The organism is Amycolatopsis sp. NPDC050768, from assembly GCF_040654155.1.
In the GTDB taxonomy this organism is placed as follows: domain Bacteria; phylum Actinomycetota; class Actinomycetes; order Mycobacteriales; family Pseudonocardiaceae; genus Amycolatopsis.
Genome location: NZ_JBFAHL010000008.1, coordinates 142,401 through 162,477, shown reverse-complemented (window position 1 = coordinate 162,477; position 20,077 = coordinate 142,401). Strand labels below are relative to the sequence as shown.

Annotated in this window: 20 protein-coding genes; 7 read left to right on the top strand and 13 right to left on the bottom strand. The window is 70.0% G+C overall.

The genetic code is table 11. The features are described 5' to 3' along the window. Positions 1-104: 104 nt before the first annotated feature. Entirely contained in the window at positions 105-851 is a 747-nt protein-coding gene (locus AB0H62_RS24435) for an SDR family oxidoreductase (RefSeq protein ID WP_220246675.1), read from the top strand. 70 nt (positions 852-921) lie between these two features. Here AB0H62_RS24435 and AB0H62_RS24430 read toward each other — a convergent pair whose 3' ends face one another. The 3 genes from AB0H62_RS24430 to AB0H62_RS24420 all read right to left on the bottom strand — a co-directional run bounded on the left by AB0H62_RS24430 (position 922) and on the right by AB0H62_RS24420 (position 3,445). After that, positions 922-1,836, bottom strand: coding sequence for a DJ-1/PfpI family protein (locus tag AB0H62_RS24430; RefSeq protein ID WP_220246674.1), 915 nt, complete (start codon positions 1,834-1,836; stop codon positions 922-924). 108 nt (positions 1,837-1,944) lie between these two features. After that, on the bottom strand, positions 1,945-2,937 hold the full coding sequence (locus tag AB0H62_RS24425) for a glutathione S-transferase C-terminal domain-containing protein (RefSeq protein WP_360588349.1): 993 nt from the start codon (positions 2,935-2,937) through the stop codon (positions 1,945-1,947). 28 nt (positions 2,938-2,965) lie between these two features. Next, positions 2,966-3,445, bottom strand: coding sequence for a MarR family transcriptional regulator (locus AB0H62_RS24420; protein ID WP_220246672.1), 480 nt, complete (start codon positions 3,443-3,445; stop codon positions 2,966-2,968). A gap of 109 nt (positions 3,446-3,554) precedes the next feature. Here AB0H62_RS24420 and AB0H62_RS24415 point away from each other — a divergent pair, with 109 nt between their 5' ends. Then, positions 3,555-4,115: a YceI family protein gene (locus tag AB0H62_RS24415; RefSeq protein WP_220246671.1), complete on the top strand. Its 561-nt coding sequence runs from the start codon at positions 3,555-3,557 to the stop codon at positions 4,113-4,115. 88 nt (positions 4,116-4,203) lie between these two features. Here the strand turns inward: AB0H62_RS24415 and AB0H62_RS24410 are convergent, their stop codons facing one another. The 3 genes from AB0H62_RS24410 to AB0H62_RS24400 form a co-directional block, all read right to left on the bottom strand. Further along, the gene (locus AB0H62_RS24410) at positions 4,204-5,070 is read right to left on the bottom strand and encodes a TIGR03620 family F420-dependent LLM class oxidoreductase (RefSeq protein WP_220246670.1); all 867 of its coding nucleotides are present in this window, start codon (positions 5,068-5,070) and stop codon (positions 4,204-4,206) included. A gap of 85 nt (positions 5,071-5,155) precedes the next feature. Further along, positions 5,156-5,470 (bottom strand): metalloregulator ArsR/SmtB family transcription factor, encoded by a 315-nt coding sequence (locus AB0H62_RS24405; RefSeq protein ID WP_220246669.1) that lies wholly within the window; start codon positions 5,468-5,470, stop codon positions 5,156-5,158. 43 nt (positions 5,471-5,513) lie between these two features. Continuing rightward, positions 5,514-6,107, bottom strand: coding sequence for a TetR/AcrR family transcriptional regulator (locus AB0H62_RS24400; RefSeq protein ID WP_255638699.1), 594 nt, complete (start codon positions 6,105-6,107; stop codon positions 5,514-5,516). Between the two features lie 85 nt (positions 6,108-6,192). Between AB0H62_RS24400 and AB0H62_RS24395 the strand changes: the two genes are divergently transcribed. Continuing rightward, entirely contained in the window at positions 6,193-6,963 is a 771-nt protein-coding gene (locus AB0H62_RS24395; protein ID WP_360588345.1) for an SDR family oxidoreductase, read from the top strand. Between the two features lies 1 nt (position 6,964). On the opposite strand, the gene AB0H62_RS24390 is transcribed toward AB0H62_RS24395, so the two are convergent. Genes AB0H62_RS24390 through AB0H62_RS24380 form a run of 3 tightly spaced genes read right to left on the bottom strand, consistent with a single transcriptional unit; the run spans position 6,965 to position 9,452 of the window. After that, positions 6,965-7,591, bottom strand: coding sequence for a hypothetical protein (locus tag AB0H62_RS24390; RefSeq protein WP_360588343.1), 627 nt, complete (start codon positions 7,589-7,591; stop codon positions 6,965-6,967). Beyond that, on the bottom strand, positions 7,588-9,156 hold the full coding sequence (locus AB0H62_RS24385; RefSeq protein WP_220246667.1) for an alpha/beta hydrolase: 1,569 nt from the start codon (positions 9,154-9,156) through the stop codon (positions 7,588-7,590). The genes AB0H62_RS24390 and AB0H62_RS24385 overlap by 4 nt, the downstream gene beginning before the upstream one ends. Further along, positions 9,153-9,452 carry a hypothetical protein gene (locus tag AB0H62_RS24380; RefSeq protein ID WP_220246666.1) on the bottom strand — a complete coding sequence of 100 codons (300 nt, stop codon included), beginning with the start codon at positions 9,450-9,452 and terminating at the stop codon, positions 9,153-9,155. The genes AB0H62_RS24385 and AB0H62_RS24380 overlap by 4 nt, the downstream gene beginning before the upstream one ends. 449 nt (positions 9,453-9,901) lie before the next feature. On the opposite strand from AB0H62_RS24380, the gene AB0H62_RS24375 reads away from it, so the two are divergent. The 4 genes from AB0H62_RS24375 to AB0H62_RS24360 all read left to right on the top strand — a co-directional run bounded on the left by AB0H62_RS24375 (position 9,902) and on the right by AB0H62_RS24360 (position 15,855). Next, positions 9,902-11,302, top strand: coding sequence for a sugar porter family MFS transporter (locus AB0H62_RS24375; protein ID WP_220246665.1), 1,401 nt, complete (start codon positions 9,902-9,904; stop codon positions 11,300-11,302). 163 nt (positions 11,303-11,465) lie between these two features. Then, complete coding sequence (locus tag AB0H62_RS24370) at positions 11,466-11,876, top strand: DUF742 domain-containing protein (RefSeq protein WP_360588340.1); 411 nt, start codon at positions 11,466-11,468, stop codon at positions 11,874-11,876. A 22-nt stretch (positions 11,877-11,898) separates the two neighbouring features. Next, positions 11,899-13,110, top strand: coding sequence for a monodechloroaminopyrrolnitrin synthase PrnB family protein (locus AB0H62_RS24365; protein WP_360588338.1), 1,212 nt, complete (start codon positions 11,899-11,901; stop codon positions 13,108-13,110). A 117-nt stretch (positions 13,111-13,227) separates the two neighbouring features. Next, a complete protein-coding gene (locus AB0H62_RS24360) occupies positions 13,228-15,855 on the top strand; it encodes a choice-of-anchor P family protein (RefSeq protein WP_360588336.1) in 2,628 nt (875 codons plus the stop codon). Between the two features lie 251 nt (positions 15,856-16,106). On the opposite strand, the gene AB0H62_RS24355 is transcribed toward AB0H62_RS24360, so the two are convergent. The 4 genes from AB0H62_RS24355 to AB0H62_RS24340 form a co-directional block, all read right to left on the bottom strand. After that, positions 16,107-16,919, bottom strand: a complete 813-nt coding sequence (locus AB0H62_RS24355; protein ID WP_360588334.1) for a hypothetical protein — start codon at positions 16,917-16,919, stop codon at positions 16,107-16,109. 216 nt (positions 16,920-17,135) lie between these two features. Then, positions 17,136-18,332, bottom strand: a complete 1,197-nt coding sequence (dinB, locus tag AB0H62_RS24350; protein ID WP_360588332.1) for a DNA polymerase IV — start codon at positions 18,330-18,332, stop codon at positions 17,136-17,138. 56 nt (positions 18,333-18,388) lie between these two features. Beyond that, positions 18,389-19,384: a HEAT repeat domain-containing protein gene (locus AB0H62_RS24345; protein ID WP_360588330.1), complete on the bottom strand. Its 996-nt coding sequence runs from the start codon at positions 19,382-19,384 to the stop codon at positions 18,389-18,391. Further along, on the bottom strand, positions 19,371-20,057 hold the full coding sequence (locus AB0H62_RS24340; RefSeq protein WP_360588629.1) for a HEAT repeat domain-containing protein: 687 nt from the start codon (positions 20,055-20,057) through the stop codon (positions 19,371-19,373). The genes AB0H62_RS24345 and AB0H62_RS24340 overlap by 14 nt, the downstream gene beginning before the upstream one ends. Positions 20,058-20,077 lie beyond the last annotated feature (20 nt).

Below are 20,077 nucleotides of genomic sequence, written 5' to 3'. Positions count from 1 at the left end.
CATAAGCGAGCGGTATCGCCAGGTCGGAAGGCTGACCGGGCTGTTTCGCTTGAACGAGGCGGCTGCGCACCACGGCGCGGCCGGATTCGGGAGAAGTGACTGAAATGACGGCAGAACTGTCGGGAACCACCGCTCTGGTCACGGGCGCGACGAGCGGCATCGGGCGCGCGACGGCAGTGGCGCTGGCGAAGCTCGGCGCCCACGTGCTGGTGAGCGGTCGCGACGCCGGCCGTGGTGAGCAGGTGGTGAAGGAGATCGTCGCCGAGGGCGGGCAGGCCGCGTTCCTGGCTTCCGACCTCGCAGACGTGGCCTCGGCGCAGGACCTCGCTTCGCGCGCCCTCGCGGTAACGGGACGCGTGGACGTGCTGGTGAACAGCGCCGGCGTGTTTCCCTTCGGCCCCACCGAGGACACGTCGGAGCAGGACTTCGACGCGGTGTACGCGCTGAACGTGAAGGCGCCGTACTTCCTCGTCGCGGCCCTCGCGCCGGCGATGGCCGCGCGCGGCGCGGGATCGATCGTGAACGTGTCCACCATGGTCGCGGAGTTCGGCGCCGCGGGCATGGGTCTCTACGGCTCCAGCAAGGCGGCGCTCGAGCTGCTGACGAAGTCGTGGTCCGCGGAATTCGGCCCGCGCGGCGTGCGCGTGAACGCCGTCAGCCCCGGCCCGACACGCACCGAAGGCACGGCCGTGATGGGCGAAACCCTGGATCAGCTGGCGTCGCTCGCCCCCGCCGGCCGCCCCGCCGGCCCGGACGAGATCGCGGCGGCGATCGTGTTCCTGGTGACCGGCGGCGCGAGCTTCATCCACGGCGCGGTGCTGCCGGTGGATGGCGGACGGGTTGCGGTGTAAGGAGTTCTCGGGTGGGTGAGCCGGCGCTTTTCGGGCGCCGGCTCACCCATAGCTCCGTTGTGGACAAAACCTACTGGTGCTGCAGTTCCTTCGACTTCCGCAACAACCGCAGCGACCGCGAGTCCGCAAAGCCGGCACTGCGAGCTGCTGCCTCGAGAGTCGACCCGTCGGCCAGCAGGTGCTCGGCGTGTTCCAACCGCAGCGTTTGCTGATAGCGCAACGGAGTCATCCCCACCGCGTCGACGAAGTGCCGCGTCACAGTCCGCTCGCTGCAGCCCAGTTCCCGCGCCAGGGACGAAAGCCGCAGGGGTTCCGCGTAGCGCGTCTCGATCAGGTCCTGCACGCGGTGCACCAGGTCGGACAGGTGGTTGCGGTGGCGGAGCAGTCCGGTGACGGGCTGCTGGCCGTTGCGGCGCGCGTAGAAGACGAGCGAACGCGCGATGCGGCCCGCGACGCCGGGGCCGTGGGCGGTGGCGACGAGGTGCAGCGCCAGGTCGATGCCGCTGGCCATGCCGGCGGAGGAGGCGACGCGGCCGTCGACGACGTAGAGCACGTCGCGGACCACGGTGGTGGCCGGGTAGCGCAGGGCGAGGTCGTCTTGGAGGTCGTGGTGGGTGGTGCAGCGGTGACCGTCGAGCAGGCCCGCCTCGGCGAGGGCGACGGTGCCCGCGCAGACGCTCGCGACGAGGCCGCCCGCGGAGTGGTGGACGCGCAGCAGGTCGAGCCCGCGCGGCATGGCCGGGGCGATGCCCGGGGTGAAGCCGGCGCCGCCGGGGACCACGAGGATGTCGTCGCGGCCGAGGACGGGGACGCGGGTCGAGGCGCGCACCGGCAGGCCCTCGGCGGTGGGCACGTCGGGTTCCTCGGCGAAGTAGGCCAGCTCGTAGGGCAGGCCCAGCGAACGCGCGGCGAGGAACACGTCGGCCGCGCCCGCGATGTCCAGCAGGTACGCCTGAGGTGCGAGCAGGAACACCACCCTCGTCATGAGCGCGACGCTACCCGCGAGCGTCCCCCGGACCGGCGGCATCGGCGCAGGTCCGGGGGACCTCGGGTAAGGGTGCTGCCCTCGAGGGCCCGGCAGTGGCGAAACTCGTCACGCCGCCAGCGAAGGCACCTGCTCGCCTTCGATCGGCGGCCCCGGCGGGGTGCCGTCGCCGAACGGACGACCGCCAAGCTCCTCGCGGCCGTGCGGAGTCAGCCAGCCCGACAGGTCGGGTCCGGCGGGGATGACGCCCGTCGGGTTGATGGAGCGGTGCACCACGTAGTAGTGCTCCTTGACCTGGTCGAAGTCGATCGTGTCACCGAAACCGGGGGTCTGGAACAGGTCACGCGTATAGGCCCACAGCACCGGCATCTCGGTGAGCTTCTCGCGGTTGCACTTGAAGTGGCCGTGGTACACCGGGTCGAAGCGGACGAGCGTGGTGAACAGCCGCACGTCGGCCTCGGTGATCGTGTCGCCGACGAGGTAACGCTGGTTCGCGAGGCGCTCGGAGAGCCAGTCGAGACGGGCGAAGAGCGCGTTGTACGCCGTCTCGTACGCCTCCTGGGAACCGGCGAAACCGGCCTGGTAGACGCCGTTGTTCACGTCGCGGAACACCTTGTCGGCGACGTCGTCGATCTCGTCGCGCAGGGGTTCGGGGTACAGGTCGGGCGCGCCTTCGCGGTGGTACGCGCGCCACTCCAGGGAGAGGTCGAGCGTCATCTGCTTGAAGTCGTTGGTCACGACCTGGCCGGTCGGCACGTCGACGATCGCCGGCACGGTGATGCCGCGCGGGTACTGCGGGTCGCGCTTGAAGAAGGCCTCCTGCAGGCGCTCGATGCCCAGCACGGGGTCGCGCCCGCCCGGGTCGAGGTCGAACGTCCAGCTGCGCTGGTCGTGCGTCGGCCCGCAGATACCCATGGACAGCACGTCTTCCAGGCCCAGCAGCCGGCGCACGATCGACGCGCGGTTGGCCCACGGGCACGCGCGGGCGATCACGAGGCGGTAGCGGCCGGGCTCCACGGGCCAGCCGTCGCGGCCGTCGGCGGTGATGCGGTCGGGGATGTAGCTCTGGTCGCGCTTGAACTCGCCCTTGTCGGCGGTCATGACACCACTTTCGTCGAAGGGTTGCAGGTCACTCGGGGCACGGCTGGGCCCCGTCCGGCTCCAGCGCCGCGGCCACCCGCGCGAGGATCGGGCCCGCGCCGCGGATCTCATCGGGGGTCAGGTGGTCGAACAGGTGCGACCGTACGCGCGCGAGGTGCCCTGGGTAGGCGCCCGCGAGCTTCGACCGACCCGATTCGGTGAGCGACGCGTTGGCCGCACGGCCGTCGCTCTCGCACTTGGCCTTCTCCACCAGGCCGCGCTTGACCAGGCTGTCGACGACGCGGCTGATGCGGCTTAACGAGAGCGCCGTGGCCTTGGCCAGGTCGGACAGCCGCAGCCACCCCTCCTCGGCCTCGGAGAGGGACACGAGCACGGTGTAGTCGGTCATCGAGATGCCGGTCTCGTTCACGAACTGGTCATCCAGGACCCGCGGCAACACGGTGATGATCCGTATCAACGGCCGCCACACGGCCTCTTCTTCCCTGCTCAACGGCACTCTGTCCACCATATGGGCAGTCTACCGGAATACTTGCTCGCGCAATCAGGTTATGTGGGCTAGAGTCTTGTTGAGCCCTCAACCAAGCGGTTGGGGGAGCGAACCCGAAGGAAGAGATCTCATGACCAGCGCGACCACCACTTACCCCCAGCTGACCGGCGAGTACACGATCGACGCCGCCCACAGCCGCATCGGCTTCGTCGCCCGCCACGCGATGGTGACGAAGGTCCGCGGCGCGTTCAACGAGTTCGACGGCACCTTCACCGTCGACGGTGAGAACCCGGCGAACTCGAGCGCCAAGGTCACCATCCAGGCGCACAGCATCGACACCCGCAACGCCGACCGCGACGGTCACATCCGCAGCAACGACTTCCTCTCGATGGACGAGTACCCGCAGATCACCTTCGTGTCCACCGGGATCACCCAGACCGGCGACACCAGCTTCGACGTGACCGGCGACCTCACCATCAAGGGCGTTGCCAAGTCCATCACCATCCCCTTCGAGTTCGAGGGCTCGGCGAAGGACCCGTTCGGCAACGACCGCGTGGGCTTCGAGGGCTCCACCACGATCTCCCGCAAGGACTACGGCATCACCTGGAACGCCGCGCTCGAGACCGGCGGCGTGCTGGTGTCCGACAAGGTCACCCTCGAGTTCGAGGTCTCGGCGATCAAGAGCGCCTGAACCTCGCCTCAGACCCCGGGTAACCGGGTCGCGCAGGGCCGGCTCACCGACTTCGGTCGATGAGCCGGCCTGTCGGCGTTTCTGGGGGTCAGTTGTCCGACAGCAGGGCTTCGCCGAGACGGCGCCAGTGCGGCATGGCCGACGTGCCCGGCGGGGTGCCGATGACCTGGATCCCGATGTGGTCCGCGCCCGCCGTGAGGTGGCTGCGGAGCTTCTCGACGACAGTGTCGGCGTCGCCCCAGAAGACGAGGGCGTCGATGAGACGGTCGGAGCCGCCGTTTGAGATTTCGGCTTCGGTGTAGCCGAGGCGGCGGAATTTGGCGACGTTGTACGTCGACGTCAGGTAGCGCGCCAGGTGTTCGCGCGCGGCGGCGCGGGCGACGGCCGGGTCGGGTTCGAAGAGGACGGCGTGCTCGACGCCCAGGAAGGCGTCCGGGCCGAGGATCTCGCGTGCTTGGGCGGTGTGGTCGACGGTGACGTGGTAGGCGTGGGCGCCGGAAGCGCGGTCGCGGGCCATCTGCAGCATCTTGGGTCCGTAGGCGGCCAGGATGCGGCGGATCGGCGACGCGGGAGCGGGGTTCGGGCTTTCCACCGCGTCCATCTCGTCCAGGTACGCGGCCATGGCGGCCAGCGGTTTGACGTCGGAACGAGCGCCGCCGTAGCCGAGGCCGAGGACGTGGCGGCCGGGGTAGGCGTCGGCGAGCAGGTGGGCGGCGCCTTGCGTCCAGCGGGCCTCGCGGGACCAGATCTGCGCGATGCCGTTGACGACGTGCATCCGCTGGGTCGCAGCAAGCAGGAAACCCGCGTGCGTCATGGCTTCGCGGCCCAGCAGCTCCGGGACCCAGATCGCGCGCCAGCCCTGTCCTTCCAGCTCCTGCACCGAATCACGCATCAGTGCGGCAGGCTGGTGTTCGAAGTCGAACGTCCAGATCCCGAACTTCCCCAGCCCGTCCATGCCATCTCCTCGAGTCACACATCGAAGTATCGCAGAATTACGATATGAAGCGCAAGCAAGAAGGCGCACAGCCAACAAGCGAGACCTACAACGTCTGACCCAGCGCGGAAACCAGCGAAGCGATCCGCTCCTCGTCGCGCCGGTAGTGCGTCCACTTCCCCACCCGCGTGGACCGCACCAGGCCCGCGCGCTCCAGCTCCGCGAGGTACGCCGACACCGTCGACTGCGCCAGGCCCGCCTTCGCCTGGATGTGGCTCACGCAGACGCCGACATCGAGCACCCCGCCGTCGAGCGGGAAGTGCTGCGCGGGCTCGCGCAGCCACGCGAGCAGCTGCAGCCGCACGGGGTTGGCCAGCGCGCGCAACGCCCGGACGACCTCGGGATCCGCGACTGTTTCCACACCGCCAGGATACCGCGCACGTTTCGCGGTATCCCGATCCGAACTAGCTCCGCCGCAGGTTCTCGATCGCCACGTCCAGCGCGTTCTCCAGATGCTCCGCCGACCCCGTGGACAGCAGCATTATCACCCCGCCCTGCAGCCCGGACAGCAAAGCCGACGCCGCACGCGAAGGGTCGACCGACGATCCCACCTCGCCGGCCGCCTGCAGGTGGCGGATGCCGGCCGCGAGCTCGGCGAGCCAGCGCTCCACCAGCTGCGTCGACACCGCCTGCGCGCCCGGGGTGTTGCGGCCCATCTGCGACATCACGACGTTGAGCGGGCAGAGCTGTCCCTGCTCGGTGTAGTGCGCCACCACGGTGTCGCGCCACGACTGCCACGCGCCCCACGTGCGCAGGGCACTGAGGTAGGGCTCCTGCGAACCGAGCACCTGCTCGGCCTCGAACTCCGCGACGGCCAGCAGCAGCTGCTCCTTGCCCTCGGGAAAGTAGTGGAACAGCTGGCTTTTGCTGGTGCCGGTGCGCGCACGGACGTCGTCGAGCGTGGTGTCGAACACACCGCGCTCGCGGATCTCCGCGGCGGCGCCCTCGACGATGCGCTGCCGGGTCGCGGCGCCCTTGGCGGTGAGTGTCTGGGTCACGAGCACACCTTTCTGGACTTGCCGGTCCAATCTAGCGCGGGCACGGTTGAACCCACCAGTCCATTCCACGAAAGGAAGATCCACCGTGACCTCACGTCTCGAAGGCCGCACCGCACTCGTCACCGGGTCGACGGGCGGGATCGGCGTCGCCATCGCGCGCGCGTTCGCCGCCGAGGGCGCCCACGTGCTGGTGAGCGGCCGCGACGCCGAACGCGGCGAGAAGGTGGCCGCCGGCATCGCCGAAGAAGGCGGCCGCGCCACGTTCTTGCGCGCCGACCTGACCACCGGCGCGGCCGTGCGCGAGCTCGCCGAAGCCGCCGAACGGGAAGCCGGCGGCGCGCTCGACATCCTCGTCAACAACGCCGCCCTGCTGATCTTCCCGTCGCCCACCACGGATCTGGCCGAAGAGCTCATCGACGCCGCGCTCGCCGTGAACATCAAGGCGGCGATGCTGCTCACCGGCCTGCTCGCGCCGGGCATGGCCGCGCGCGGCAGCGGCGCGATCGTGAACCTCGGCTCGATCAACGGCCTCGACGGCATGGCCGGCTCCGCGCTCTACAGCACCACCAAGGCCGCCGTGCACTCGCTGACCAAGTCGTGGGCCGCCGAGTACGGGCCGTCGGGCGTGCGCGTGAACACCGTCGCGCCCGGGCCCACGTTCACCGAGCGCATCGCCGGGTCCGACCAGGCGCTGGAGCGCGTGCAGCCGATGCTCGCGACCATCCCGTCGCGGCGCGCGAGCACGCCGGAGGAGATCGCGAACGCCGTGCTGTTCCTGGCGGGCGACGACGCGCTGAACATCCACGGCACCACGCTCAGCGTCGACGGCGGCTATTCGGCCGTACGGTCGGCCTGAGTCAGAAGGCCGTGCCGCCGTCCGACCAGTTCGTCTCGCCGAAGTCCTCGTCGTCCACCGCCGCACGACGAGGACGCGGCTGCGGTTTCGGAGCCGGTTCGGGCTCCGGCGCCGAGGCCACGGCGGTTTCCGCGGGCTCCCCCGCGGCTTCCGGCACCCCGTTCGGCCACACGCACGGCGAGGTCGCGCCGAGGTACAGCTTGCCGAGCTCGTTGGCCTGGATCGACATGTCGAAGCTATCGGAAGCGTTGCGCACGAACACGTATTGGTCGGTCGGCCGCCGATCGGTGACGACGGTGAAGCCGTGCGCCCGCCACCAGGTGACGACGGCGTCGAAGTGCTCGCCGAACGCCGCCACCTGCACGCCGGTGATCTCGTAGGTCACCGAGATCTCGAAGCGCCCTGGCGGGCCGTCGTCGGTCGGGTCCGTGCACTCGGACCGGTTCTGCGAGAACAAGGTGCGCGACGCCGTGCCCGGGAGTGCCTCGAACGCGGCGCGCACGTAGTCCTCGACCCGGTCGTGGGCTTGTTTCTCGGTCATCGTGGTTTCCATGGCCCCACCTCCGGGGGAGCAGGCGACACAGGTCAGCAGGACGGTCAGCGCGGCGAGCGCGCGGCGGGCGCTCACCCCGGCTTCCCCGCGATGATGCGGCCGAAGCTCCGCAGCGAGGGGTTGTTGTCCTCCCAGTACTGGCTGTGCGCCGCACCGGAAAGCCCGCCCTCGTACCACGGCCCCTTGGTGCCGGGCGCGGAGTCGAAGACCTGGCCGCCGAAGCCCGAGCCCGCCGGGTTCGGGCCCAGCGGGTCGTGGCCGGCGACGCCGACGTTGGTGATCTTGATCATGTCGTGCTCGGCGACGGTGGAGTGCACGTGCTGCGCCATCTGGTCCTGCGGCACGCCGTCGAGGTGCAGCTGGTTCGCGTGGTCGACGCCGACGCCCGGGCTCGCGACGAACACGATCTCGTCGGCGTCGAGGCCACCGTCGCGCGCGGCGTGGCCGACCACCGTGGTGCCGTAGCTGTGCCCGAGCACGGTGTTGTGCGACGGCGTGCCGTCGTGCGAGGCGCGCAGGCCTTCCTCGAACTTCGAGAGATCGGCTTTTCCGTGGTCTGCATAGCTTTCGCCGGCCGCGTCCCACAGTTCGTCCGGCGCGTCGTAGCCGACCCACGTGATCACGGACGGCGAGGGCGAACCCGCCATCGTCGCCGACTGCCACATCTTGTCCGAGCGCCCGAGATCGCCGCCGATCTTCGAGAGCTCGCTGCCGGTGCCGGGCACGTACGTGGCGACATCCGTTGCGGTGTCGGGGTTTCCCGCGGCGACCACGGCTTTGCCGTCGCCACTGGTGTCGAGCTGGACCAGGTACGCCTGCGGCTTGCCGGGACCGGTGCCGTTCAGGCGGTTCTCGATGTCGGTGAGCCCGCGCAGCTTCGCCTTCGCGTCGTCGCTCGGATCGTTCCGGAGACGGGTCATTTCCCGTTGCAGGACAAGGCGGTTGGCGGCGTCACGGTCCTTGACGGGGACACCGTCGAGGTTGCGCACGAGGTCTGGGTTGTCGCGCAGGATCGTGCCCTGCGAGGTGGTCGACAAGCTGTCCCACCACGCGCGGTTGTCGCCGGGCGTGCCGCCCTGCGGCGGGCCGATGGTGGACAGGCCGCTCTGCGCGGCGCCGGCGTCGGCCGCCTGCGCAAGCGTTGTGGCGCCCTGGTCGGTGATCTCCCCGCGCGCGGTGCGCGTGAGGATGGCCGCGAAATCGGCGTCGACATCGGTGGCCTGGCGCAGGATCTGCTCGATCCGGTCGGAGAGCTCGACGCGGATCCGCTCGTCGGGTGCCGCTCCCGGGCCCGGCACGGGGGTGACCCAGCCGCCGTCGTCGATGGCGAACCCGTTGTGCGAAGCCAAATCGTCGGTATCGCGCACGTCGGCGGTGATACGTTCCACGGCCGGCTGTGTCTCGTGCGCGCCGCGCCGCACGGCCGAAGCCTCGGCCACGAGCTGCTCGAGTCTCGTGGTCAACGCGGTGCCGCGAGCCCGTGCGGCCGTCGCGGCGTCACCGGTCCAGCCGTCAAGGCGCGACATGCCTTCGACGTCGCCGTCGGCTGCCAGGAGCTGCTCGCAGCGTTGGTTCAGCAAATCGGCCACCGTGCCGATCGCCCCGGCGTTCCAGCTCCGCACATCGCCCCAGGTGATCACCGGCGCGCCCCGTTCACGTCGTCCGTGGCCTGCTGCTCGGCGCCGCGGTAGCCGCGCGCGGCGTCGTCGAGCTGTTCGCCGTACGCGTCCGTGTCGGTCGCCCACTGCGGCACGGCCTCGTGCCAGACATCGCTCAGCTGCGCCGCCGCGGTCACACTCGTGCCACCCGGCATCCCGGTCGCGATCCCACTGAGCGGGCCGGCGAGGTCCACCGGACGCACGGTCGCGGCCGCGCGGTGGGCGTGGCCCGCCGCCTCACTCACCGTCGCCGGAACGACTTCGAACCCCGCACCCATGCGTACCTCGTCTTCCCCAGGTGACCAGACGACACCGTACGACGAACGGCGTATGCGCGCGGTTCCGAGACGACACCGGAAATCCGGATTGTCTGTACCACCGCGCCTGACCTGGGCACTCTCGCCCTTACCTCGTCCACATATGTGAACACCAGTCACGTGACTGAATAGTTATCAGCCGGTGTATTGCCCACGGATGGGCCGCGTGTGAATGTGTACGGCGAAGTTCGTCGGAACGCGCCGGCGGATTTGGCGGCTGAACGGTCCGTGACGAGGAAAGGCGTCGCGGGCGGGGGAACCAGCCGTTTCACAGCCCTGCGCTGTGAAACTCCGGCGCGCCCAGTCAGGAAATCCGGCTATTCGAGACCCACCATGCTCGGCCCGACGGCGCTGGCCACCCCCCAGCGAACCGGACCGGCCGGCCAGCCCCAGAAAGAGACGGCTCGGCAATGACACAGACAGCCGCGGCGCGGCGGCCCATCAACAGGACCACGTTGTACTTCTTCGGTGCCCTCGGCGGCATCCTGTTCGGTTACGACCTCGGTGTCATTTCGGGTGTGCTGCCGTTCATCGGCAAGACCTGGAACCTGACCGGGTGGGACAAGGGCGTGATCACCGCCAGCCTGTCGGTCGGCGCGATCGTCGGTGCTCTCTTCTCCTCGCGGATGAACGAGAAACTGGGCCGGCGCCGCACGATCATGGTGGCCGCGGTCATCGTCATCATCGGCACGATCGCGGCGAGCGTCTCGCCGAGCTTCGCGCTGCTGATCATCTCGCGGCTCGTGATCGGTGTCGGCATCGGATTTTCCTCGTCCACGGTGCCGACCTACCTGTCCGAGCTGGCCCCGGCCCGCCAGCGCGGCGCCATGGGCGCGCTCAACCAGATCTTCATCGTGCTCGGCATCCTGATCGCGTTCCTCGTGAGCTACGGCCTCGGCCCGTCCGGCAACTGGCGGCTGATGTTCGCCGGTGCCGTCGTGCCGGCCGTGATCCTGCTCGTGGGCCTGATCTTCCTGCCCGAGACGCCGCGGTGGCTGCTCGCCAACGGCCAGGAGGAGCAGGCGCGCTCGGTGCTCAAGAGCTCGCACGGCAACTCGGTGAACGTCGACGAGGAGATCAGCACGATCCGCGACGTCATCCGCCTCGACACGGAATCGGCCAAGACGCGCTTCCGCGACCTGTGGGCGCCGATGGTGCGCCCGATGCTGATCGTGGCTCTGCTGCTCGCCGTCGGCCAGCAGTTCAGCGGTGTCAACGCGGTCAACGCGTACTTCCCGACGATGCTGATCGGCCTCGGCTTCGCCACGCAGGCGGCGCTGCTGTCCGGTGTGCTGCTGGGTGTCACGAAGTTCCTGTTCACCGCGTGGGTGGTGTTCGTCGTCGACCGCTGGGGCCGCAAGCCGCTGCTGCTGATCGGCAACGTGCTCATGGTCATCACGCTCGTCGCGGCCGGGTTCATCGTGATCGAGGTGGACGACGTGACCACCAAGGGCATCCTGATGCTCGTCGCGATGGTGCTCTACCTGGTGGGCTACGAGCTCGGCTGGGGCGCGGTCGTGTGGGTCATGATGGCCGAGGTGTTCCCGCTCAAGGCCCGCGCGGCGGGCATGGGCATCAGCAGCGTCGTGCTGTGGGCCGCCACCGGCATCATCAGCGCGATCTTCCCGATCATCTCCGATCCGGGAGCGCTGGGGCTCGGCGGTTCGATGTTCCTGTTCGCGGGAATCAACGTCGTGCTGTTCGGTCTCACCAAGTGGCTGGTCCCCGAGACCAAGGGTCGCACGCTCGAGCAGATCGAGCTCGACCTGCGCGGGCGCCACAAGGCGCGCGCCAAGGCCGAAGCGGCCTGATCACCTCCGCCCGGACGGCCGGGGTGCGGCGTTCGCGCCGCACCCCGGCTGCCGTCGTTTTCAGGTCCGCGCCAGGTCCACTTCGGACAGAATTTGCCGCGCGGAGTTGGCACAGCGGTGATCACGGTGCTGTACTGCCACCAGAGCGCGAGGAGGTGGCGACATGACCGAGCCGGACGGGACACCGGGCCGCCACCGCGTGTCCGATCCCGCCGAAGGCGCCGGCGAACCCGACGACCTGCCGCTCGTGCGGCCGTACGCGCGCACCCGCACGCCCGTGCACGTCAGCCACGACCTCGCGCTGGAGACACTGGTCTCGACCACTGAGCTGGGCCGCCGGCTGAGCCGCCTGCTGCGGGAGCCCTACGGCAGCGCGTGCGAGCTGTGCGTGTCCACGGTGTCGGTCGCCGAGCTGTCGGCGTACCTCAACCTCTCGATCGGCACGGCGCGCGAATTGGTGGAGGAACTGCTCAACGAGGACCTGCTCCACGCCCACCCGCCGGTCGGCGCGTACGACGCCCAGGCCCGCGCGCAGACGCTCGACCGCATGCTCGGCGGGCTCGACCGGCTGTAGCACCGCGGATATCCTCGGCGCGGTGACGACTTCCGTGGCCCGGTTCGACCGGTGGATCAGGAACGAGTTCGTCGAGTACAACACCGCACTGGAAGAGGCGTACTTCGCCGAGCGGCGCGAGGTCCTCGACGGCCGTCCCGACCTGGACGAGCTCAAGCGCGCCATCGTCGCCGAAGGCCACCACCTGATCGGCCGCATCCTCGACGAGGGCGCGCTACCCGTGGTAGAGCGGGAGAAGTACCAACTTCTCGGAATGGTGGGCTACCACCTCGCTGCCTGCCGGAGGCACGAATCGGTTGCGCCGGGTGCCGAGGAGCTGTCGTCCGCCTGGTCGCTGGCATCGTTGCTCGGGTCCTCGCTGGGTGTGGCGCCGCGGTTCGTTTTCGCGCACCAGGCGATGTACAACCCGGCCAGTGGCGGGCAGTTCCAGACCTTCACTTCGCTCGAAGACGAGGCTGTTTTCCTGACCAACAACGGGCTCGCCGTCTTCGCTTACCAACGCGCGGCCGAGGCCGTTCGGCGGGTTGTTCCGATCGGGGTGTCGAGCCCGCTTTCGGCGTATTTGCTGGAGACGGCGCGGGCGGCGCTGGAAGACGTGCTGCAGTTCAACCGGACGCTGTCGAAGACGTTGGACGTGGAGCGGTTCTTCTTCAACGTGCGGCCGTACTTCAAAACCTATCGCGTGGGCAACGCCGAATACCGTGGCGCGAACGCCGGCGACTTCTCCGCGATCAATGAACTCGACGTCCTGCTGGGACTGGCGACCACGCGGGATCCCTTCTACCAGAACGTGGTGGTGGAGAAGTACCCGTACGTAACCCCCGAGGACCAGGTGCGACTGCGGGCGATCGGTGACGAGGAATCACTGCTCACGCGATTCCTGAGGGAAGCCGAGAGTTCACCCGGCCCGCAGCTGAGCCGCAACGCGGAACTGTTCCTCGCCGTGTGCCGCGCCCATGGTGCCGCGTACACCTACCACCATCACAAGCTTGTTCTGCCGTTCCTCGTCGAACCCGCGAAAACGGCGCCACCGGAACGGCTTTCGGAACTCACCGCGAGCGGTCCGCCGTTGGAGGTCGTGATTTCCGGTCTTTCGTACCTGGCGGATCTGCGTTCGGCCCGCGACCGGCCCGGAAAACCGTCGGCTCGAAAAGACCTCGACCGGCTCCGGGAACTGGCTTCGCCCGGAACCGGTGACGGCCACCCTACGTCACTCACCGCATCGGCCCAGTAACTACGCGGGTCCGGCGGCGACTTTCCCACCGTTGATTCCGATCGACGAAAGGGAAGTGAAGCCTTGAGACCGAGAATGTGGGCCGGCGCCGCAACGCTGGCCGTGACGGCTCTTGCCATGAGTGCGATACCGGCCGCGGCCGTGACCGGGAACCTGCCTGGCGGATCGAGCATCGCGGTCACCGTGACCGGGCCGGCCGAGGACACCGTGATCCCCCAGGGACCCGCGACCGTCACCGGCACCGCGTCGGTGGGCACCGGCGCGGCGGTGAAGGACACCGGGCTCACCTACGTGCTCGACGTGTCCGGCAGCACCGGCTCCGGCTGCGCGAACACCACCGTGCTGGGCTGCGAGATCGCGGCGGCCAAGGCGCTCAACAACGATGCGGCGGTCCCGAACACCGTGATCGGCAGCGTCGGCGCGGCCGTGTTCGGCAGCGGCGGCGAGGCGGCCGACGTGCGTCCCGCGGCCGGCGACCAGCCCCTGACCACCCCGACCGCCGACGACAACGGCAACGGCGCCCGGGACATCAACGAGGTGCTCGACTCGGCCGTGATCGGCGGCGTCGGCAAGTTCACCGCGAAGAGCTTCCCGAGCGGCACGGACTACGTCGCCGGGATCAACGCCGCGAAGACCGTGACGAACGCGCAGACCGAGAACCGCAAGGTCGTGGTCTTCCTCTCCGACGGCATCGCGGGCGGTGACGTGCGGCCGCCGCTGAGCTCGGTGCCCGCGAGCGTCACGTACTACACGTTCGCCGTCGGCGCCGGTGCGAGCTGCGCCGGGACCTCGTACCCGGCGAGCTTGCAGGCCATCGCCGACCTCACCGGCGGCACCTGCACCGCCGTGCCCGACCCCGCGAACCTGCCCAACGTGCTCCCGGGCGTGATCGACTCGCAGCTCACCGCGCTGACGCTGTCGGTCGACGGCGGCGGCGCGACCCCCGTGACGAACGTGAACCCCGGGCTGCCCCGCACGGGTCCGGCGTCCGTCACGTATTCCGTGGCCACCGGCGACCTCGCGCCGGGGCGCCACGAGCTGTGCGTGACCGCGCACGGCACCGACGGCGGCGGCCCGGGCACCGTGGCCGACTGCACGCACGTGATCGTGAACGCGCCGCCGGTCGTCGCGCCGGGCGGTCCGTACGCGGGCCAGGAGGGCACGGCGATCTCGCTGGCCGGCACGGTCACCGATCCGGACGGGCCTGCCGGCACGCGGCACTGGAGCGTCGCGCCGGGCTCGGGCGTCGACGCCGGTGCGACGTGCTCGTTCGGCGACGCGGCAGCGCTGAGCACCACCGTGACGTGTGACGACGACGGGGTGTGGACCCTCACGCTGACCGCCGACGACGGTGTGAACCCACCGGTCTCGCGCACGACGAACCTGACCGTGTCGAACGTGGCCCCGCACGTGAGCGTCACCGCGCCGGCCACGGACGCGGTGTTCAACCACGGGGCGGCGGTGGCGGTGACCGCGCCGTTCACCGACGTCGGCAAGCACGACACGCACACGTGCACCGTCGACTACGCGGACGGTTCGCCGCTCGTCACGGGTTCGGTCTCGGAGACCCCGGGCTCGGGCACCTGCACGGCTTCGCACGCATACACGGTTTCGGGCACGTACAACGTCCTCGTGCGCGTGACCGACGACGACGGTGGTGCGGCGACCGCGATCGTGCGGATCATCGTGAACGATCCGCCGGTGGTGGTGGCCGGCGGCCCGTACGCGGGTCAGGAGGGCACGGCGGTTTCGCTGGCCGGTTCGGTGTCCGATCCGGACGGTCCCACGCTCGCCACGCACTGGAGCGCGGCTCCGCAGTCCGGTGTGGACATTGGGACTTCCTGTGTCTTCGGGGATCCCGCCGCGTTGTCCACCACGGTGACCTGTGACGACGACGGCGTGTGGACGCTGACGCTCTCGGCCGACGACAGCCTGCACCCGGCCGTGCTGAAGACGACCACGCTGACGCTGACGAACGTCGCGCCGCACGTGAGCATCTCGTCGCCGCCCGACGGGCAGCTCGTGCTGCGCAACGCGTCCATCGGCGTCACCGCGCCGTTCACCGACATCGGCCGGCACGACACGCACACCTGCACGGTCGACTTCGGTGACGGTTCGCCGGTGGCCACGGGCGCCGTTGCCGAGACGCCAGGTTCGGGCACCTGCACCGCTTCGCACGCCTTCACCGGCGTCGGCGCGCACAACGTGCTGGTCACCGTGACCGACGACGACGGTGGCGCGGCCACCGCCGTGGTCAAGATCGTGTCGTACGTGCGGGCCGAGGCGTGGTCGCTCAGCGCGAGCGGCCTGATCAACGTCAGCAAGACGCCGCTCGCCGGCTGCCCGCCGAACAGCGACCACACCACGGCTTCGCTGAACGTGCTCGGGCTGGCCTCCGTCCAGGCCCTCCACTCCGACTGCACCCTCGACGCGGCCACCGGCCGCACCAACGCGGGCGCCCTCGTCTCGGGCGCGTCGCTGCTGGGTGGCGTGATCTCGCTGAAGGACATCCAGACGTCCTGCGTCGCCGACGAGTCAGGCCTGCACGGGTCTTCCCGCGTGGGCACGCTGAACGGCCAGCCGATCGGCACCGGGCCGGTCACCATCGGCATCCCCGGCGTGGCGACCGTGCACCTCAACGAGACGGTCACCGGACCGAACGGCCAGCTCGCGCAGTACGCGGTGCGGGTGGTGACGCTGCTCGGCCAGGAGATCGTGCTGTCGGGTTGCCGGATGGGCTTCTGACGGCGAGGGTTCCGGGGGTCGTTGGTGGTCCCCGGAACCCGTTCGGCCAATTCGGACGTATGTGACGAGGGAAATAGGGCCGGGGATGAATTGTTATCCCGGCAGGGTGGACAGACCGCGTGGAAAATATCTTGTCGACCCGATCGGGTGAGTAAGGAAAAAAGTCCACCGGCGCATTAGGCGAGGAGGCAGAGAACGTGAATCGGCCCGGCACCCGTCAAGAGGGTGCCGGGCCGCTTCGCGGGGAACGGTCAGCAGCTGATGAGCAGGCTGGTGACTGCGTGGCAGGAGCGCGACGCCTTGTCGTTGGCCGCGTTGGGGTCCGTCGGGGAGCTCGCCTGGCGCTGGGCCGTGGTGGTGAGCGTGCCGAGGGTCAGGAGGCCGGCGCGGGCCGTGAAGCTCGCCTTGGCCGAGGAGCCCGAAGGCAGGGACGCGATGTTGCAGGTGACGGTGCGGCCGGAAGCCGTGCAGTTGGAGGACTTCGAGTACTGCAGGCCGTTGGCCAGCGTCGCCTGGAGCTTGACGCCGGTGGCGGTGGCGGGGCCGGCGTTCTTGGCGGTGATCGTGTACGTGATCTCCGAGCTGAGCACGCCCGCGGGGGCGGCGGTCAGGGACACGGCGACGTCGGCGGAGTCGGTGGCCGGGGTGACGGTGATGGCCGGGCCGTCGAGGGTTTCGAAGGCGAAGTTGTCGCCCACGAACTGGTCCTGCAGGGTGACGGAGCCGGTCGGGGCGGTGTCCTTGACCTTAAGGGTGAAGGTGACCGTGGCGCTCTGGCTCGGCGCGAGGTCGCCGACGGTCGCGCGGAGGCTGCTGCCGAGCACGCCGCACGCGACGTTGCAGGAGACCACGTCGGCGACGTCGGTGATCGGCGTCTCCTTGCCGTACAGCGCGGCCTTGGCGCCGGTGACGACGAAGTCCTGCGGGTTGTACAGCGTCTCGGTGACCGTGAAGGTCTCACCGCGCTGCAGGCTCGTGGGGCTCACGTCGATCGCGCTGCTGGGCGGGGCCGCGAGCGCCGCGCCGGGCGCCACGAACAGCATCGCGGCGGAGGCCGCCACCATCGAGAGAATGGTGATACCACGCCGACGTCTTTGCTTGTCCATGCTTTCTCACTATTTCGTCCGAGGGGTACCGCTCTGGCATTTTCGGGAAGACTCGGGAAAACGTAGCTGCCCCTCCGTCGCCCGAAGCCCTTCGTTCGTTACAGCGCCATTCAGAGCATCCGCCGCTGATCCACAGTGAGTTTTTCACCTGATGCAGGCAAATCCCGGTGGAGATCAGTCAGGCAGCAGCGGCACCGACATCCCGGGGTCGTGCCCCAGCAATGACCCGCGCGTGATCGCCGCGCTCCCGAACCGGTCGCGGATCCCGTCCACGGCCGTGTCGACAGCCACCCCGTCCTCGATCTCGAACGGCAGCACGAGCTGCACCGACCCGTGCGGCGTCAGGTTCGAGAACGAGATCCCCAGCAGCGTGAGCCCCCTGTCGTAAACCAGCGATTGGGCCTCCACCAACAACTTCCGCGCCGCGGCCAGCAACGTCTCGGTGTGGTCGGTGGCCTCGACCAGCGTCCGCGACCGCGTGGCCCGCGTGAAGTCGGCGAACCGCATGCGCAATACCACCGTGCGCGTGAGCCGCGACGCCGACCGCAGCCGCCGCGCCAGGCGGTCCACAATGGACACCAGCAGCTCGTCCAGCTCCGCCATCGACCGCCGACGCCGCCCCAGGGCCCGCTGCGAACCCATGGACCGCCGACGCCGCCCGACCTGCACCGGACGCGGGTCCAGACCGTGCGACAGCGCGTGGAGGTGGTGCCCGGCTCCCCGCCCGAGCATCGACACCAGGTCCACCTCCGGCAGCTGCGCCACCTGCCGCACAGTGCGGATCCCGCGTGAGTGCAGCTTTTCCGACGTCACCTTTCCCACGCCCCACAGCCGCTCCACCGGCAGCGGGTGCAAGAACTCCAGCTCCCCGTCGGGCGGCACGACCAGCAACCCGTCCGGTTTCGCCACCGCACTGGCCACCTTCGCGAGGAACTTCGTGCGCGCCACCCCCACCGTGATCGGCAGCCCGACGCGCGCCAGCACCTCGGCCCGCAGCCGCCGCGCGATCTCCGACGGACTGCCCGCGATGCGCCGCAGCCCGCCCACGTCGAGGAACGCCTCGTCGATCGACAGCCCCTCGACGACCGGCGTGGTGTCGCGGAAGACCTCGAACACGGCCTTGCTCGCCGCGCTGTAGGCCGCCATCCGCGGCGGCACCACCACCGCGTGCGGGCACAGCCGCAGAGCCTGCGCACCGCCCATGGCCGTGCGCACGCCCAACCTCTTCGCCTCGTAACTCGCCGCCAGCACCACCCCGCCCCCGACGATCACGGGCCGGCCGCGCAGGCGCGGATCATCGCGCTGCTCGACCGACGCGTAGAACGCGTCGAGGTCGGCGTGGAGGATGGGGCCTTCAGTCGACACGAACACATGTTCGCATCGAACACCGACAAAAGCGGTGCCCTTGTCACCTGAATGGCGCAATATCAGCCATCAGACCGCCGCATTCGCGCGAGTGCCGAGGCGACGAGGGCGACGGCCGGGTCGCCGTCCTTGGTCAGCCGCTGGAGGAGATCTTCGGCCGCCGACAGCTCGGCGAGCGCCTGCGTCAACCGGATCCGCACGGCCGAATCCGACGTGTGGGCGGCGAGCTCGTCGGCCAGCGCGGCCTTGATCGGGCCGGCGCACGAGGCGTCCAGCGACAGCGCGCCCAGGACCTCGGCCGCCTCGACGTCGTTGGGCCCGTCCACCACCATGCCGACGAGCGTCGGCACGGCCTCGGGAAAACCGCGGCCGCCCAACGCCAAAGCTGCCCGCGTGCGGACCGTCGGGTCCGAGTCCCCGAGCGCTTCACGAAGCACCGCCGTCGCGTCCTCCCCCGGCAGCGAGGCGATCGCGCGGACCGCTCGCCGCCGGACTTCGACGTCGTCGGAACGCACACCCGTCGCCAAGCTCGCCAGCCCGTCGCCGCCGGCCCGCGCGAGCGCCCACCTCAGGGCACCCGCGACGTTCTGGTCGGGTTCGGCGAGCACCGCCTCCGCCAGCAGCTCCGCCGGAACCTCCTCCACCGGGGCCAGCGCGGCCTGCTGCCGGCGCGCGGCATCCGGCGAGTCGAGCCCGTGCAGCAGCTCGACCAGGCGCAGCACGTCCTGCCAGCCCGGCGGCGCCGACGCGTCGACCCGGCGCAGCCGCTCCAGTAGCTCCTTCTCGCGCTTGAGCCGGTCTTCGGTCCGCCGGATCAGCTCACCGACCAATGTGGACGGTGCGAAAGCCGGATCCTCCAGCGCTCGGCCGATCTCGCGCAGCGACAACCCCAGCGACCGCAGGCTTTCCACGTGGAAGATCCGCCGGATGTCCTCGGCGGAGTACTCGCGGTAGCCGCCGACGGTGCGGCCGGTGGGACGCACCAGCCCGAGGGTGTCGTAGTGCCGGAGCATCCGGGCACTCACCCCCGAGCGGCGCGCCACCTCACCGATCAGCACCGGCCACCTCCGCCGCACGCTCCGGTCCGAGCGCGGCGATCCGCTTCGCCTCGTCGACGGCCGGGTCGAACGCCGCCTCCGGGTCGCGCAGCAGCCGCTCCGTCGCGCGGGCGTGCGCCCGCACCACCGGGTCGGCACTCGCCAGTGCCTTCAGCAGCATCGGCTCGATCACGTCCCCGAGCGCGACGAGCGCCCGGCTCAGGCTCAGCTTCACGTCCCGGTCCCCCCGTCCGAGCTGCGCTGCCAGCTCCTCGGCCAGCGCGGGTTTTTCCGCCTCGGGCACGAGCACGACGGCCGCCCGCCACGCACTCCGCGCGACCTCGTCGTCGGCGTCGCGCAGCAACGACCGCGTGATCTCGGACCAGACACTCACGTCGCCGATCTTGGACAAGGTGTGCAACGCCTGGCTCCGCGCCTGAGCATGCCCGGACCGCAGCTCCACGACGAGCCTGGGCACGGTGAGCTCCGCCGGCAGCCGCGTCAACGCCCACGTCAGCATGTCGCGCACGAAGAAGTCCGGCTCCACCGCGCACCGCGCCACGAGGGTCTCGAGGAGCCCGGGGTCGGCGTCCGTGCCGGCCGCCAGAGCCGCCTGCAGCCGCACCGACGAGTTGGCGGCGCTGAGTGCTTCGGGCAGGTTGGGGTTCTTGTGTGGCGTGTTGATCGGGACCACCTCCTGCAACCCAGTGAAGA